Origin of the sequence: Metabacillus bambusae (assembly GCF_017497975.1) — a bacterium.
Classification (GTDB): domain Bacteria; phylum Bacillota; class Bacilli; order Bacillales; family Bacillaceae; genus Metabacillus; species Metabacillus bambusae.
This window is the reverse complement of the sequence record NZ_JAGDEL010000014.1, coordinates 64778-81248: the sequence shown is the minus strand read 5'-3', so window position 1 is coordinate 81248 and position 16471 is coordinate 64778. Positions and strand designations below refer to the sequence as shown.

Annotated in this window: 14 protein-coding genes and 1 pseudogene; 13 read left to right on the top strand and 2 right to left on the bottom strand. The window is 34.6% G+C overall.

Features of this window, described 5'->3' with window-relative positions:
• Window positions 1-10 precede the first annotated feature (10 nt).
• The 9 genes from I7822_RS17570 to tpx all read left to right on the top strand — a co-directional run bounded on the left by I7822_RS17570 (window position 11) and on the right by tpx (window position 7880).
• Window positions 11-769, top strand: coding sequence for an SDR family NAD(P)-dependent oxidoreductase (locus I7822_RS17570; RefSeq protein ID WP_207980410.1), 759 nt, complete (start codon window positions 11-13; stop codon window positions 767-769).
• A gap of 211 nt (window positions 770-980) precedes the next feature.
• Window positions 981-1112 carry a GapA-binding peptide SR1P gene (locus I7822_RS17565; RefSeq protein ID WP_207980456.1) on the top strand — a complete coding sequence of 44 codons (132 nt, stop codon included), beginning with the start codon at window positions 981-983 and terminating at the stop codon, window positions 1110-1112.
• A 114-nt stretch (window positions 1113-1226) separates the two neighbouring features.
• Complete coding sequence (rpiB, locus tag I7822_RS17560) at window positions 1227-1676, top strand: ribose 5-phosphate isomerase B (protein ID WP_207980409.1); 450 nt, start codon at window positions 1227-1229, stop codon at window positions 1674-1676.
• Window positions 1677-1960: 284 nt separating this feature from the next.
• Window positions 1961-2668, top strand: a complete 708-nt coding sequence (locus I7822_RS17555; RefSeq protein WP_207980455.1) for a FadR/GntR family transcriptional regulator — start codon at window positions 1961-1963, stop codon at window positions 2666-2668.
• Between the two features lie 595 nt (window positions 2669-3263).
• Window positions 3264-4289 carry a zinc-dependent alcohol dehydrogenase gene (locus tag I7822_RS17550; RefSeq protein WP_207980408.1) on the top strand — a complete coding sequence of 342 codons (1026 nt, stop codon included), beginning with the start codon at window positions 3264-3266 and terminating at the stop codon, window positions 4287-4289.
• 112 nt (window positions 4290-4401) lie between these two features.
• On the top strand, window positions 4402-5415 hold the full coding sequence (locus I7822_RS17545) for a DctP family TRAP transporter solute-binding subunit (RefSeq protein WP_243459522.1): 1014 nt from the start codon (window positions 4402-4404) through the stop codon (window positions 5413-5415).
• A 74-nt stretch (window positions 5416-5489) separates the two neighbouring features.
• Window positions 5490-5963 (top strand): TRAP transporter small permease, encoded by a 474-nt coding sequence (locus tag I7822_RS17540; RefSeq protein ID WP_207980407.1) that lies wholly within the window; start codon window positions 5490-5492, stop codon window positions 5961-5963.
• A 9-nt stretch (window positions 5964-5972) separates the two neighbouring features.
• Window positions 5973-7253, top strand: a complete 1281-nt coding sequence (locus tag I7822_RS17535; RefSeq protein WP_207980453.1) for a TRAP transporter large permease — start codon at window positions 5973-5975, stop codon at window positions 7251-7253.
• A gap of 126 nt (window positions 7254-7379) precedes the next feature.
• Window positions 7380-7880 (top strand): thiol peroxidase, encoded by a 501-nt coding sequence (gene tpx, locus I7822_RS17530; protein ID WP_207980406.1) that lies wholly within the window; start codon window positions 7380-7382, stop codon window positions 7878-7880.
• 153 nt (window positions 7881-8033) lie between these two features.
• On the opposite strand, the gene I7822_RS17525 is transcribed toward tpx, so the two are convergent.
• A complete protein-coding gene (locus I7822_RS17525) occupies window positions 8034-9713 on the bottom strand; it encodes a GGDEF domain-containing protein (protein WP_207980405.1) in 1680 nt (559 codons plus the stop codon).
• A 187-nt stretch (window positions 9714-9900) separates the two neighbouring features.
• The gene (locus I7822_RS17520) at window positions 9901-10776 is read right to left on the bottom strand and encodes a LysR family transcriptional regulator (RefSeq protein WP_207980404.1); all 876 of its coding nucleotides are present in this window, start codon (window positions 10774-10776) and stop codon (window positions 9901-9903) included.
• A gap of 146 nt (window positions 10777-10922) precedes the next feature.
• On the opposite strand from I7822_RS17520, the pseudogene I7822_RS17515 reads away from it, so the two are divergent.
• From I7822_RS17515 to I7822_RS17500, 4 genes and pseudogenes are all read left to right on the top strand, one after another.
• A pseudogene (locus I7822_RS17515) lies at window positions 10923-12126 on the top strand (acetyl-CoA C-acetyltransferase).
• The gene (locus I7822_RS17510) at window positions 12126-12815 is read left to right on the top strand and encodes a CoA transferase subunit A (protein WP_207980452.1); all 690 of its coding nucleotides are present in this window, start codon (window positions 12126-12128) and stop codon (window positions 12813-12815) included. The pseudogene I7822_RS17515 and the gene I7822_RS17510 overlap by 1 nt, the downstream one beginning before the upstream one ends.
• Before the next feature lie 20 nt (window positions 12816-12835).
• The gene (locus I7822_RS17505; RefSeq protein WP_207980403.1) at window positions 12836-13495 is read left to right on the top strand and encodes a 3-oxoacid CoA-transferase subunit B; all 660 of its coding nucleotides are present in this window, start codon (window positions 12836-12838) and stop codon (window positions 13493-13495) included.
• A 1433-nt stretch (window positions 13496-14928) separates the two neighbouring features.
• Window positions 14929-16374 (top strand): glycosyl hydrolase family 28 protein, encoded by a 1446-nt coding sequence (locus I7822_RS17500; RefSeq protein WP_207980402.1) that lies wholly within the window; start codon window positions 14929-14931, stop codon window positions 16372-16374.
• The last annotated feature ends 97 nt before the right edge of the window (window positions 16375-16471 follow it).

Here is a 16471-nt window from a genome sequence, read left to right as displayed (position 1 = left end):
GTGAAGGTTCATGTTTAAATTAAATGATCGAGTAGCAATTGTAACAGGAAGTGGTTCTAAAAAAGGTATCGGGCGTACGATAGCACTTGCATTAGCGGATCAAGGGGCAACAGTTGTTGTTGCCGATCTAAATTTAGAAGGTATCGAGGACACTGTAAATGCTATAACTGAAGCTGGTGGGAGAGCGTTAGGTGTAGAATTAAATGTTACGAATAAAGAATCTGTTGACGCAATGGTAGAGAAAGTGCTTGCTGAATTTGGAAGAATTGATATTCTTGTCAATAATGCAGGAATCTCACAAAAAGTAACAGTTCAGGATATGACACTTGAAGATATGACAAGAGTATTTAATGTAAATATGTTTGGATTATTCCTCTGTACTCAAGCAGTACTAGAAACAATGAAAAAACAAAAGTTTGGTAGAATTATCAGCCTATCTTCTGTTTCTGCAAAAAGAGGAGGAGGAGTATTTGGTGGCGCACATTATTCTGCCTCTAAAGCTGCGGTATTAGGCTTCTCAAAAAATCTTGCTCGTGAAGTAGCGGTTGATGGAATTACTGTTAACTGTGTTGCACCAGGGCTTGTTAACACTGAGATATGGAAATCCCTTCCGGAAGCTGATGCAAGAAACGTTATTGCTAGTATACCTATGGGAAGACCGGGTGAAGTGAAGGAAATTGCATCAACTATAGCGTTTTTAGCTTCTGAAGAGGCGTCTTATATTACTGGGGAAGAAATAGATATTAATGGTGGTTCACACATGGATTAATTAGGCAGTGATTAGCAGGCATTCCAGTTTGGGCTGCCTGTTTCAGCATTTAAATCCACTATTGGTAAAATCAACAAAATCCTGAGAGAAGTGAATAACTATTAATTTTAATCCTGTTTGACAATAGAAAGTACGAAAAGTATACTTTAAATACGAAGTGACTTGTATGATAAGTATACAAGTATGAGGTTAATGAATGGAGGAAGAACAGATGGGTACATTAGTTTGCAAACATTGTAATGCAACAATAGATCATTTCGAGGACGAAAAGGTAACTGTTCTTTATTCTAAGTGTGATTGCTGTAATAACGTTAATAAGGAAAATAAAAATAACGAAAAATAGTTTAAGATATTAAATGGCGTTGAATGAAAAGGTTTTCAGTTTTGCTAGAATATGTTGTTTACATTTAAAGAAAAGACATTTAGTGATGAAAGTTATCTAAGAGGAGGATACTATATGAAGGTAGCCATTGCATCTGATCATGGTGGGGTAACGATCCGTAAAGAAATTATCTCATTATTGGAAGAGATGAACATTGAGTATATAGATCTAGGTTGTGAATGTACTACATCTGTAGACTATCCGGATTATGCAATTCAAGTAGCTGAGAAGGTGGCTATAGGTGAAGTAGACAGGGGTATATTAATTTGTGGCACTGGTATTGGAATGAGCATTGCTGCCAATAAAATCAGAGGAATTCGTTGTGCACTTGTACATGATACCTTCAGTGCTAAGGCCACAAGAGAACATAATAATTCCAATATTTTAGCAATGGGAGAGCGTGTAATTGGTCCAGGATTAGCACGTGATGTTGCAAAAATATGGCTAACTACTCCTTTTGAAGAAGGTGGAAGACACGAAAATCGAATTAATAAAATAACTGCACTTGAAATGCAATCCATATAATCTGATATATAAAATGAAGTTATTTGAAAAAATGATTTTATGATTCAAGAGAGTGATGGCCAACCATCACTCTTTTTTTGAAAAAACAGAAGTTATTATAATAGAGACTGTACTAGCTTAAGATTATTCCTTGCTTTATTCAAAAAATAACCATAGGATTAAAATGAAAGATCAACAAGTGTACGTATCTAGATAGTGTAATAGTGTTGCTCTTTAAAAAGGAAAAGCTTATAATTATATGTGTTTTAAAACGTTTACTTTATTAAGAATATATATTGAGAGAAGTGATTAAAATTAGCTTTAATCGAGTATCTAGTGAGAAATTATATATCCAAATTTATAATCAAATTCTTTCAGAAATCCAATCTGGATCATTTAATATAGGTGATAAATTACCAGCGGAAAGAGAACTGTGTGAACAGTTTGGAGTTAGTCGTGCTCCTGTTAGACAAGCATTAAGTGCCCTTGAGTTGAATGGTATGATATATTCGCGCCAAGGCGAAGGTGTTTACGTAAAAAATACTCAGATTACTAATAACTCCGAATCTTCCTTTATATTTGATTCAACCTCACCAGAAGATATTGTAGAAGCGAGAATGAATATTGAGCCTCTAATTATCAAATATGCAGCACAAAGGGCTACTAATAAGGATATTGAAGAACTTCGCGCGACGGTAAAAAAGATGGAGGAAGAAACGAAAGCAGGCATTTATGTTCCTGAAACAGATGAAGAACTTCATAAAGGAATAGCTAAGGCTTCTCATAATGATTTATTTATAAAAATGATGGCTGCAATCAGTAACGCGATGAAACAACAGGAAATGTGGAAATTTATTCGTGATCGCACGGTAACTCGACCAGATTATAGAGAAGTTAATTTTAAGGAGCATAAGTTGCTAATAAAGGCTATAGAAGATCATAACGAAAAAGAAGCTGTAGAGTTAATGACTTTCCATATGCAAAACTTATATGACAGGTATTGGAAGGATTAACGAAGCATGTTTTATAGCATATTCTCACAAATATAGGCTTTATGTGGTTGCTAACGAGCTTATAATACTCCATAGTAACAAAAAAATGGAATGCATCAAGTATATAACTTGATGCATTCCATTTTTTATTTTTGAACATTACATGCAATACCTATATAAGAGACTTATGAATAAGAAACTTTTCAGAATACTTTAAATCATTTGTATTGACACTCAAGCACGTCGAAGATATACTATGATTATGAGTTAACTTAGTATACAAGTTAACAAGGTTACAACAAATCAATTTATTTAAATAAATTGATTTGTACTTCTTTTGAAATGTAATCGCTATCAAGAAAGAACTATGGCTACACATATTTTTATACAGAGTATGAGACATTGGATTATTTAAAGGTTAACCCAAAATAGAATCTAAGATTAGAAGTGTTTATGTAAGGAGGGTTAGCGGAGGAGTGAAAATGGGTTCAAGAAAGGAGGCGCTTTCGGAATTTTAATATTTAATTTTATTATTAAGACCAATTCTCTATAGAATTGTAAGCGATTTCTCGTTGTGTTTTTCTTTTGGGAAAAGTTAGTGTAAGGGGGAAAAGTCTTGAAAGCAGCGCTATTTGATCGAATTAAACATTTTACAATCATAGGAAAAGAGTTACCAGAAATTAAGGGGAATGAAGTATTAATTCAAGTGAGCAAAGCAGGAATATGTGGTTCTGATGTCCATGCATTTTTGGGAAAGCATCCCTTTCGAAATCCTCCAAGTATATTAGGACACGAAATCATCGGAAACATTGTAGAAATAGGTGATAAAGTAACTACTGTTAAAGATGGGGATACGGTGACAATTGAACCGCAAATAGGCTGTGGGCATTGCCAACCATGTATAAAAGGTGATTATAATCTATGCGAAGAAAAAGTTGTGCTTGGAACAACAAGATGGGATGGAGGATTTGCAGAATATGTTGTCGCTCCAGAGCAGACTGTATATAAAATCCCAGATACGTTAACTACAGAATTGGCAGTCTTAACAGAACCTTTAGCTGTTGGCGTTCATGCGGTAAATATTGCTGATGTTAAAAAGGGAGATAAAGTAGCAATTCTTGGTTCCGGGCCAATAGGACTCGTTACATCAGTAGCTGCACATTATAAAGGAGCCGAAACTATTTGTCTGACAGATGCAATAGATAACAATTTAGAAATCGGTAAAAAATTATGTGCTACAGATGTTGTGAACGTAAGGGTACAATCCCTACATAAATATACCTCGGCTAATATTGGTCAATTTGACCATGTTTTCCTTACTGCTGGCTATGGATCTATTTTAGACGATGCATTGTCAGTTATTAAAAGAAAGGGAAAAGTTATATCTATTGCATTATTTGAGGAAAAGGTATCAATTGATTTAAACAAATTTATGATTTCCGAAGTTCAGATGTTTGGATCTTCCATGTATGTAAAAGAGGATTTTAAAACCGCAATTGATATTATAGCTTCTCATAAGTATAAGCTGGAATCATTAATTACGCATAGGTTTAATTTTGACCAGATTAATGAAGCAATGGAAGTGGCATTAACTAAAAGCGGTTCCCCAATAAAAATCGTACTCGATTATATAAAAAATTAACAATTTTAGTTTTTTGTAGTGTGTAAATCTTTGTGAGAAAGTAGGTACGTTTCGTTTTTTAAACATACCTATTTTTAAAATATATATGACTAAATGAGTTCAAGGGGGAGAAATGATGAGAAAAGCAACTTTATTTTTAATGTTATTTATCATGTTAGCCTTTTTAGCAGCTTGTAATGGTAAAGAAACAGCTAGCGACAGTGAGAAGAGTACCGAAAGTGGAGAAAATATTAAGATTAAATTCGCACATAGCGCAGTTGAAACGAATTCAAGACATGAAGCAGCTCTAAAGTTTAAATCTTTAGTAGAGGAAAAGTCTAATAATCAAATTACTGTTGAGGTTTTCCCGAATGAAGTATTAGGTAGTGAGCCACAAATGGTTGAAGGTGTTGCATTTAATGATATTCAAATGGTTGCAGCTAGTACGTATGCACAATACGAGCCAAAAGTAGATGTTTTTGGATTACCATTCCTTTTTGAGACAAATGAACAAGCTTGGGAAGCACTCGATGGTCCAATCGGTCAGGAAGTATTTTCAGGACTGCTTGATGATAACTTACGTGTCTTAGGTCACTTTGAAAACGGCTTTAGACATGTCACTAATAATGTTAGACCAATTGAAAAGGTTGAAGATTTAGAAGGGCTAAAGATTCGAACACCGGAAATGCCTATATTGGTAAGCATCTTTGAAGCTCTTGGATCAAATCCAACCCCAATGGCATTTGGTGAACTTTACATGGCTTTACAGCAGGGTACAGTAGATGGACAGGAAAATCCAATCTCAAATATCCATGCAAGTAAATTTTATGAAGTTCAAGATTATTTAAGTTTAACAGGACATTCGTATAGTGCAACAACTGTAGCTATCAGTGATGAATTTTGGAATACTCTATCACCTGAACAGCAGAAAATTGTTCAGTCAAGCTTAACAGAGGCTTCTAAGTTTCATAGAAACTTAGTTATGGAGGAAGAAGAAAAGTTATTAGCTGAGTTAGAAGAAGGGGGCATGAAAGTAAATCGTCCAGACATTGCATCCTTCAGAGAGGCATCAAAGGATGTATATGTAGAATATGAAGATACCTATGGTAAAGATCTTATCGATAGTATCCTAGAAGAACAGAAATAGGAAGTGAAAAAAGCAGAATCTATCCTAATTGTTGCCTTGGGTAGGTTCTGTTTTTAAATAAAGGAGGTAAGCTTATGACATTTTTAAAATGGTTAGATGAGAATATAGAATCTATCTTACTCATTATGTTAAGTATTCTAACTGTAGTAGTAGTTTTTACCCAAGTGTTTATGAGATATATATTAGATTCGTCTCTTGTATGGTCAGAAGAACTGGCGAGGTATGCATTTATTTGGATGATCTATATTGGGGTAAGTTATGGTGTGAAAAGGCAAGCGCATATCAGTGTAGACGCTGTTGCCTTGTTGTTTAAAAGAAAGGGTAAATTCATATTGGGGCTGTGTGCAAATATAGCATTTTTAACATTTGCTGTTATCCTTACATACTTCAGTTTTGAAGTTGTGGTTCAAGTAACGCGCAGTTCACCGGCTTTGGATATACCAATGCAGTGGGTTTATGCAGCCCCGATGGTTGGGTTAATGCTGACAGCGATTAGAGTAATCCAGAGAATGAAAATACAAATTGATATCTTTAAATCAGGAGAGTAGGTGATTGATATGACAGCACTTATTTTATTTGGAAGTTTTGTATTCTTTTTACTACTGACAGTACCTATTGGGATATCCCTTGGATTGGCTTCACTTGTCACGATTTTATTTGCTGACGTAACTTCTGTTGAATATCTCGCACAGAGTCTTGTTCAATCCACAGACTCCTTTCCATTAATGGCTGTACCGTTTTTTATTTTAGCGGGAGAGATTATGGGGAAAGGCGGAATATCTGAACGTCTTTTTAAGCTTGCTAATGTTTTTGTCGGTAATTTTACTGGTGGCTTTGCAATGGCAGCAGTCTTAACTTGTATGTTTTTCGCAGCTATCTCTGGTTCAGGTCCAGCAACAGTTGCAGCAGTAGGAGGAATCATGATTCCTGCTATGGTCGGATATGGTTACGATAAGAAATTTGCTACGGCAGTAGTGGTATCAGCTGGTGCATTAGGTATTATCATTCCTCCAAGTATCCCTATGGTTATTTACGGTGTATCTGGGAGTGTATCCATTGGTGACATGTTTATAGCTGGTATCTTACCTGGTATTCTAATAGGCGTAGTGATGATGGGCTGGAGCTATATTCATTCTAAAAAGAATAACTACAAAGGGAATGGCGAAAAATTCACCATCAAAAGAGCTCTTTCTGGAATTAATGAAGCGAAATGGGCTATATTTATTCCCATCCTGATACTAGGCGGAATTTACGGTGGGATTTTTACCCCAACAGAAGCAGCAGTTGTTGCTGTTGTATATGCTGCAATTATTAGCTTATTTGTTTACAAGGAGCTAAATTTCAAAACAATTCCTAGTGTTTTAAAGGATGCAGCGCTAACATCTGCTACTATATTAATTATTATTGGAACAGCAAATGCATTTGGAAGAATCTTAACATTGGAGCAAATTCCTAGAATGGTTGCGGATTTATTATTAGGTATATCATCAAATCCTTTGATTATTTTATTACTGCTTAATCTTTTATTACTTTTTGTTGGAATGTTCATGGATACAGTCGCAGCGATTATTATCCTAGTTCCAATTTTATTACCAATTGCAATTAATATAGGAATTGACCCTATTCACTTTGGAATCATTATGATTGTAAACTTAGCAATTGGTTTTATTACTCCACCTGTTGGTGTAAATCTATTTGTTGGCTCTGGGATATCGGGACTGAAGATTGAAACCTTAGCTAGAGCCACTGTCCCATTTTTTATTGCGATGATCTTAAGTTTAACGGTTATAACAGTTATTCCAGAGATATCTCTATTTTTAGTAAATTTTTTCAAATAAAGAGTAAGTAGAATTGAGGTTATCCTATTATTATATTGACAATAACAAGTAGTAAAAGTAAACTATTAATTGTTGGATTACTTAGTATACAAGTGGACGAATAAGAGACATAAAGGAGGAATTGGTATGGCATCAATTACATTTTTAAATGATCCAGTTACATTATTAGGAAATGAAGTGAAAGTTGGGGACGTAGCACCAGATTTTACTGTCCTTGATAATGATTTATCTCCGGTAACACTTGAAAACTCAAAAGGAAAGATTCGCTTAATTTCAATTGTACCTTCTATCGACACAGGGGTTTGTGACGCTCAAACACGCCGTTTCAACGAAGACGCTGCTAATTTAAGTAATGTTGAAGTTTTAACTATTAGTGTTGATTTGCCATTTGCCCAAAAAAGATGGTGTGGTTCAAATGGACTTGAAAACGTTAAAACCCTTTCTGATCACCGTGATCTATCATTTGGTGAAGCATATGGAGTTCACATTAAAGAATTACGTTTGTTAGCACGTGCAGTATTTGTCATTGATTCTAATGATAAGATTGCATATGTTGAATATGTAAGTGAAGCAACGAATCATCCTAATTATGAGGCAGCGATTGAAGCTGTTAAAACTGCAGAATAAATATTGACAGAGATATTTGTTAAAGACAAAAGAAGGTGACCAAATTGTATTGATTCGGTCACCTTTTTTAATTAGGATCGAGGGAGGAATCCCTTTTAGATTATCTAAATAATAAGCTTCAATCCTGGTTGTTAAGGAATTGAAGTATTACATTCAAGATCGTACATTAAACCGATTCCTACCTTTTCTCTTAGCATCATACAATGCTTTATCAGCTTCCCTTATTAGGTCAGAAGGTTTATTCATTGTCGTAACGATTAGTGTCGAAACCCCTATACTTAATGTAAGAGATTCACTTATCATTGATCCCTCATGGGTAATGTTAGCGTATTTAACTGCTTCTTGAATAGATTTAGCCATTTCAATTGCTTGCTCTACTGCACTACCTGGAAGCATTACAACAAATTCTTCTCCACCATATCGAGCTACCAAGTCATGTGGCTCTTTCGGGATGTTTTTAAGTAGGCTTCCTACTTGCTTAAGACAAGTGTCGCCAGCTTGGTGGCCATACAAATCATTAAATGCTTTAAAATAATCAATATCTAGCAATAGTAAAGATATTGGTTCTGTAAGATTCATTTGTTTATTCCATTCTCTCTCTAATGCTTTGTCAAAGCATCGACGGTTGGCAATCCCTGTCAAGCCATCTAATAGTGAAAGCTCTTTCAATATTTGGTTTGCCTTTTGAAGCTTTCGTTCCGCTTCCTTCTCGGCTGTCACATCACGAAAAATCCATAGATAACCATCAAAATGTTCATCTTCCATCATAGGGATAGCATCACGTTCTATTGTTCGACCGTTTAGTAAATGAATTTCTTCAGAACGACGACTTTGACACATCCTTGTAATTTCATGCTTTTCACGAATATAAGACTCATCATCCTGGACTACATGGTTAACTTCGCTAATGAATGGTTTCTTTGCATTTTTGTCTTGAGAAAAAATATCTAAATAAGCATCATTAATCAGGGTAACATGCCCAGTTTCATCCTCCACCTTTACTCCATATGGGAGAGATGCAAGAAGGGTTTTAAATTTTATGGTCGCTTGTCTAAGTTCTTCCTCAGCTTTTTTTCTTAAAGTGATATCCCTGCTAACTGAAATTATTTGAATTTCATCATTTGGGCCTTTTATTGGAGTACACTTCATTTCTAAGTCAAGCCAATGACCATCTTTATGCATGCACCGATATTCTATATCTAGAGTTGCCCACGTTTCAATCATTCGATGAAAGAAGTGGAAGACTCTTTCCCAATCATCAGGATGAATATGTTTAATCGGGTAACTACCTATATACTCATCTAATTCCATTCCCAAAAAAGTAGTATGAGAAGGGGATGCGTACAACACTAAACCATCTTCAGCAAGAACCGCAACCATATCAGTCATATTTTCTGTGATTAATTGATAGTTTTTTATGTCTCTTTTGTATGCATCAATATTGTCTTTTCGAGATGTTAAGCAGGTAATCGTACCTGAAAATGATTCAACGTTTTGTTGTTCGTCTAAATTTACTCTTAAAAATAAGTGGACTTCCTCCATCTGCCCATCCTTGGAGACTAACATAAATTCTTTATGAATCCCATCGTCCTTACCCTGAATCAAAGATTCAAATTGATCTTTAATCATGACACGATCTTCCTCTTTTACATATGTCAAAAAAGGAGTCGCTAGAGTTTCATCAACTTTATATGCCGTTAAATGCGTCCACTCTAGATTCAATGAGGAGTAATTCCAGTCACGATCCAGATGAAAAATAACGGCGTTGGGTACCTCAATAAGCTCCTGATATTTTCTATTGTTAGTCTCAATTTTTGTTTTGCTATTGTCCATAAATGAGACCTCCCTAATTCAAGTGCGTCAGTTTCCAAATTTTTTTTTTATTCATGAGATTTGTAATTATTATATTATTATATCAGTTCGTAAATACAATGCTAAATAGAATAATTACCCAATTGATGTTGTTTAGTAATTCTAGTTAGTAGAGCAAGTATCTCTAATAAAAGGTAATATTTGTCTACTAAAATACTTCTGTAACAAACTGCAGTAGTGATCTTACTGCAAATGATTGATAACGGTCCTTCTTAGTAATAATTCCAAGTTCCCACATAGGTGGAGATGATAGTGGAATCATTTTAATTGCGTTTTGATCCATTTTTGCAAAAATAGATTTAGGTAAAAGAGTAATACCTAATTCAGATCCAACGAGTTCGGTTATTAAATCCCATTGGGAGCTCTCATAGACGATGTTTGGGCTAAAGCCGGCTTGCTGGCATTGATTTATGACTAGTTCATGTAATGCAAATTCTCGATTAAACAGAATAAAGTTTTCTTCAGCTAATTGCTGGAGCTTGACTGCTTTTTTTTCTGCCAAAACATGCTTTTTATATGTATAAAGCATAAATTCTTCTTTTATAAAAGGAAGAGTATTAAATTTAGTTTTATCTGTAGGTAATACAATAATCCCTACATCGACTTCCCCTTGATCTACTAAATGTTCAATCCTCTTTGCCCCAAGTTCAATTAATTCTAATGAAACCTCTGGATAATGGATTCCAAAGTTTTTCGCTATTGTAGGAAAAAACAGTGTCCCAATTAAAGGGGGGATACCTATTTTTATATCTCCAGTTGGCAAATTCATTAAATCATCTAGTAATGTAGAGAGTTCATCCGTTGCACCTAATATTTTAATTGCCTGTTTATAAACTATTTCTCCTGCATCGGTCAGCATTAATTTACGTGTAGAGCGCTCAAATAACTCTACTTTGAGCTCAGTCTCTAATTTTTTAATCGATTTACTCAATGTTGGCTGTGATATATAGGTATTTGCAGCTGCCTTTGTAAAGCTCCTGTAATTTGCTACTTCAGTAAAATATCGTAGGTCCTTCAATTCCAAAGAAATCACCTTTTATTCTAATATGTAATAAATTTTATAACTATTATTCATTTTACTCATAAGTAAGAATGCTGTAAATTATTAAGTAAATATATAGTGAAAATTCAGAATTAGAATTAGCACTAAGAAGAGGAGGAACCTCGAGTATGGATCAAAATGAAGTAGTGATTGTAAGCGCTTTAAGAACTCCAGTTGGTCATTTTGGTGGAAGTTTAAAAAGCATTAGTGCAGTTCAGTTAGGATCAATTGTTATTAAAGCTGTAATAGAGCAAGCGGGAATTAATGGAGATCAAATAGATGAAGTCATTATGGGGAATGTCCTTTAAGCGGGGCTTGGCCAAAATCCAGCTAGACAATCAGCTATTCATGCAGGTTTGCCTCAACATGTTTCTGCTTTTACATTAAATAAAGTTTGTGGCCAGGCTTAAAGGCTGTTCATTTAGCTACTCAAGCCATTTTATCAGGAGAAGCAGAAATTGTCATTGCAGGTGGAATGGAAAATATGAGTCAATCACCCTATTTATCTATGGGGGCTAGAGATGGATTTAGAATGGGTGATCAAAAGCTCGTTGATAGTATGATTCATGATGGATTGTGGTGTGCATTTAATGATTATCATATGGGGATCACGGCAGAAAATATTTGTGATCAATATGAATTAACCCGACAGGAGCAGGACGAATTTGCTGCTTGGAGTCAAGAAAAAGCAGATAAAGCAATTACGGAAGGGCGATTTATGGATGAAATTGTAGCAGTTGAAATACCGCAAAGGAAAGGAGAGCCAATCCACTTTGATACAGATGAATATGTAAAGCCAGGAACAACAGTGGAGAAATTACAGAAGTTAAGAACAGCTTTTAAGAAGGATGGTGGTGTTACGGCTGGCAATGCTTCGGGAATTAATGATGGAGCTGCAGCTGTTCTTATGATGAGTCTTCGTAAAGCAAAAGAACTAGGTGTTGAACCGATAGCATCTATTCGCGCTAATGCAAGTGCAGCTGTTGACCCAAGTGTTATGGGGATAGGCCAGTACCAGCAACGAAAAAAGCATTAGAGAAAGCTGGACTTAGTATAAAGGACTTGGATTTAATTGAAGCAAATGAAGCGTTCGCAGCACAAGCTTTAGCGGTTGGGAAGGAGCTTCAATTTTCACAAGATAAACTAAATGTGAATGGAGGAGCAATAGCTTTAGGACACCCGATTGGTGCAAGTGGGGCAAGAATTCTTACTACACTGATTCATGAATTAAAGCGCCGGAAGGGAACATATGGATTAGCAACATTATGTATCGGTGGTGGTCAAGGAATCACAACCATTATAGAAAACTATGAAGTGAGAGGAGTGCAATGATGAAAAAAATATTCACTAGTTTTGAAGAAGCAGTCAAAGAAATAAAAGACGGGATGACGCTGATGGTTGGAGGGTTCGGACTAGTTGGAATACCAGAGAATCTGATTAAAGCCCTTTGTGAAAGTAATGTTAAAGATTTAACGGTTATTTCGAATAATTGTGGAGTAGATGATTGGGGTCTCGGCTTACTTTTAAAAAATAAGCAAATTAAAAAGATGGTTTCATCCTATGTTGGTGAAAATAAAGAGTTTGAGAGACAAGTATTAAGTGGAGAATTAGAGGTTCAGCTAACGCCACAAGGTTCTTTAGCAGAAAAAATCCGTGCTGGTGGAGCGGGTATTCCTGCTTTTTATACCCCTGCAGGAGTAGGAACACCAATTGCTGAAGGAAGAGAAATAAGAGAGTTTAATAGTAAAGAATATTTACTTGAAGAGGCACTAACCGCCGATTTTAGTTTAATAAAAGCTTGGAAAGCAGATAAGATGGGCAATGTGATTTACAGAAAAACCGCTCAAAACTTTAATCCAATAATGGCTACAGCAGGGAAGATCACAATCGCTGAGGTAGAAGAAATTGTCGAAGTCGGTGAACTAGACTCTGACGGAATTCATACGCCTAGTATTTATGTGCAAGGACTGATTGTTGGTGAACATGAAAAGCGAATTGAACGTCTTACTGTTCAATCTTAGGTATAAAGGGGGCTTAAAGGATGACGAATAACGTAAGAATACAAATTGCAAAAAGGGCTGAAAGAGAAATTCAGGATGGGTTTTACGTAAATTTAGGAATTGGAATGCCAACAATGGTTGCCAATTATATTTCTGAACAAAAAAGCGTTGTTTTACAATCAGAGAATGGATTGTTAGGTATTGGTCCTTATCCAACGAAAGGGGAAGTAGATCCTGATTTAATTAATGCTGGAAAAGAAACAGTGACAGCGATAAAGGGAGCGAGTTTCTTTAGTAATGCAGAATCATTTGCCATGATACGTGGAGGTCATATTGATCTAGCAATCTTAGGTGGGATGGAAGTTTCAGAAAATGGTGACTTAGCAAACTGGATGATCCCAGGAAAGATGATTAAAGGCATGGGTGGTGCGATGGATTTAGTGCACGGTGCTCAAAAAATTATTGTCATCATGGAACATGTGAATAAGGTTGGGCAGCCGAAAATATTGAAAAAGTGCTCCTTGCCTCTAACTGGTCAAAGGGTAGTTGATCGAATTATAACAGATCGTGCTGTATTAGATGTTACAAAGTGTGGGATAAAGTTAGTAGAAGTGGCAAAAGGATATAGTGTTCAGGATATCATTGATTCAACTGAACCAAAGTTGATTATTTCAGAGAATGTTATTTGTGATGCTTATTAACTCTACCATACAGTTTATTTGAGTATAAACCCTTGGAGGGTTTAAATGAAATCGTCCAATTTTTAGAGTGCTACTTAACTTTAATTAAATAACCAATATGCAAAATTCAAAGAAGAAACTAACCCCATATTTATTTAAATATGGGGTTAAAGTATTTTAATTTATATTCTTACTTATGATTTTCCGACTAGTAATTTCCTTGAAATTACTAGAGTAGATTAGGAATACAATTATACAATGGGGCGAAAATCAGTAAAATGTAATATGCTCTTTTTAAGTGCTAATATAATGAGTTTATTATACAAATGTAATCAGAGTGCTCAAAAGATAATATTAGATACTTTATTCATATTAATAAGTTAATTTTGCTAGCAAAAAGTAAAATTCTTAAGGTGTATCATTAATATGAAAGCGCTTACAGTGATGGTAGGATTAATGTTTCTATTTCATAGTAAGAGTTAGAGTAATTAATATAAGGGAAACCTATTTATATTGATCAAATTGTAATTGGTCATAGAGACACCAGTTTAAAGGTAAATTCACAAGCGTTATTAATGGATAGTTAAATCAAACTGCTAATATGAAAAAGTTGTATTTGCCTTATATCAGTTTTAATCGTTGATAATAATTGATAGACAAGTTTTTCATCTTTGTTTGGACCTGTACTGTAACCTATAATTTCTCGATTATAGAAATCAACAAATAGTTATATGTAATGCCAACGACTAATCCATTCTCTTTCATGATTCTGCCAATACCTCGTCTAGATACACTCATACCAATCTTTTTTAACTTATGTTCATCATCTAGATTGCCATAAAAATAGGTACTTCTATAGGACTTCTCACATTTTTAATATCGATTATTTGTGCTCTTTATTTTTGATCACATTTACTTGTTCCTACTATCAGCGCAGCTTGCTTTAAAAGATCATTCTCTATCAATAATCGATGTTTTTTTCGAGTTTGATTTGTTTTCTTCAGGTGTTTGATCATCCCTTTTTTAAATGAACAAATTGTTTGACTTTGATTAATCCAGTTATCTAATGATGAAGGGGTTAAATCATTTTCACTAATAATATCTTTTCTAGGTTTTATTTGTAAAGAAGTTAATAAAACAATACAAAAGTTAATTTTTTGTTGTATCAGACTGCATTGGTAACACTTACAATTAAATTATCAATTGATCTCGTGGGGGGTATTAAAGATATGTTTTTCTTCCATTCATATTTTCCTAGCTGAGTCGGATACCCATCTAATATAGTAAACCAGCAGCTTGGGTACGATTGGTACGAGAGGACTGAAAGAATTTACCGTTCTTTCAGTTTTCTCTGTAACAAAAGCAAAATAGAATTATAGTCGATTTTTTTAGACATAGAAATTGATTTTAAGAAGTCATTTAATATCTATCTAATAAAAATTATAGGTGATAATATGAAGAAAAAATTATTGATTCATCCAGTACCATCGGAAGCGGTTGGAAATAATGATTTTTCTGTTAGAATTCGATTGATATCCGGGGAGTGGCAGGAATTATTCGTATATGAAGTAAAGGTTGACATGCATAATGTACGTAAAGCATCAATGGTAACATTTGATATGAATGACGCAGTTGATATTGAAGTAACATGCCATTATTTAAATGAAATTAGTGAGGTAGATATAAGACCATTATCAAAAAATATAACCTCCTCTCAAAATGGAAATACTGTTCTTTTTTCCTTGGATAAGCCTTGTAAACTATCTGTTGAATTTAATAAAGAACGGTTCCGCAATCTACATTTATTTGCAAATCCAATCGAGAATAGTAGACCTAATATAGATGGCTCAAATGTATTTGTTGTTGAACCAGGTATTCATCGACCAGAAGATTTATTACTTGAAGCCGAGAAGCCTAATTCTACAGATGGTACGATACCTGAGATCATATATTTTCGAGAAGGAATGCACTATATAGAGCAAACAATTTTTAAAATTCCTTCAGGAAAAACAGTGTATTTAGAAGGAGGATCTATTGTTGTTGGTTCCTTAGTATGTGATTCCGTAGAAAATGTTACGATCTGTGGGAGAGGTATTCTTTACTTATCTAATTTTGAACGCTTCTCTGCCTTTCGGGGTATTCGGATTCTCTTTTCAAAAAATATTAATATTGATGGAATTATGACAATTGATCCTCCTCACTATAGTATTTATATCGGTAAGTCAAAAAATATTAAAATATCTAATTTTAAGTCGTTTAGCACTCGTGGATGGTCTGATGGTATTGATATGATGTCTAGTTCTGATATTGATATAGATGATGTATTTTTAAGGACATCAGATGATTGTATCGCCATATACGGAAGTCGTTGGGCTTATTATGGAGATGCAAGAAATATTAACGTAAGAAATTCAATATTATGGGCTGATGTAGCACATCCACTTATGATTGGAACGCATGGTGACCATCAGGGAAATGGAGATATGATTGAAAACATCTTATACGATAATATTGATATTCTTGAACACCATGAACCTCAATCAGATTATTGGGGGGCTATGTCAATAAATGCTGGGGACAAAAATACAGTTAGGAATGTGACTTATAAGAATATTAGAGTTGAACATTTTGAACTCGGTCAATTGTTTGATTTGCGTGTAGTTTGGAATGAAAAGTATAATCCCTCACCAGGTTCGAATATATCAAATATTCATTTTGATAATATAGCCTATCGTGGGGTAACAGATAAGCCATCACGCATCCTAGGATTTGATACTGAAAGAATTGTAGATGGAGTAACATTTAAAAACTTATCTATAAATGGAAAAATAGTAACGAACAGAGATGAAGCCAATATCGTTACCAATGAATTTACGAAAAAAATTAAGTTTGAAAAATGATAATGTTTATATAAATTTGTCAAAATTGAATATGTACTATTTTCAATTTATTAAATTCTACGGAGGATATAGGTTATGGCATAGTTTATGAGAAGGG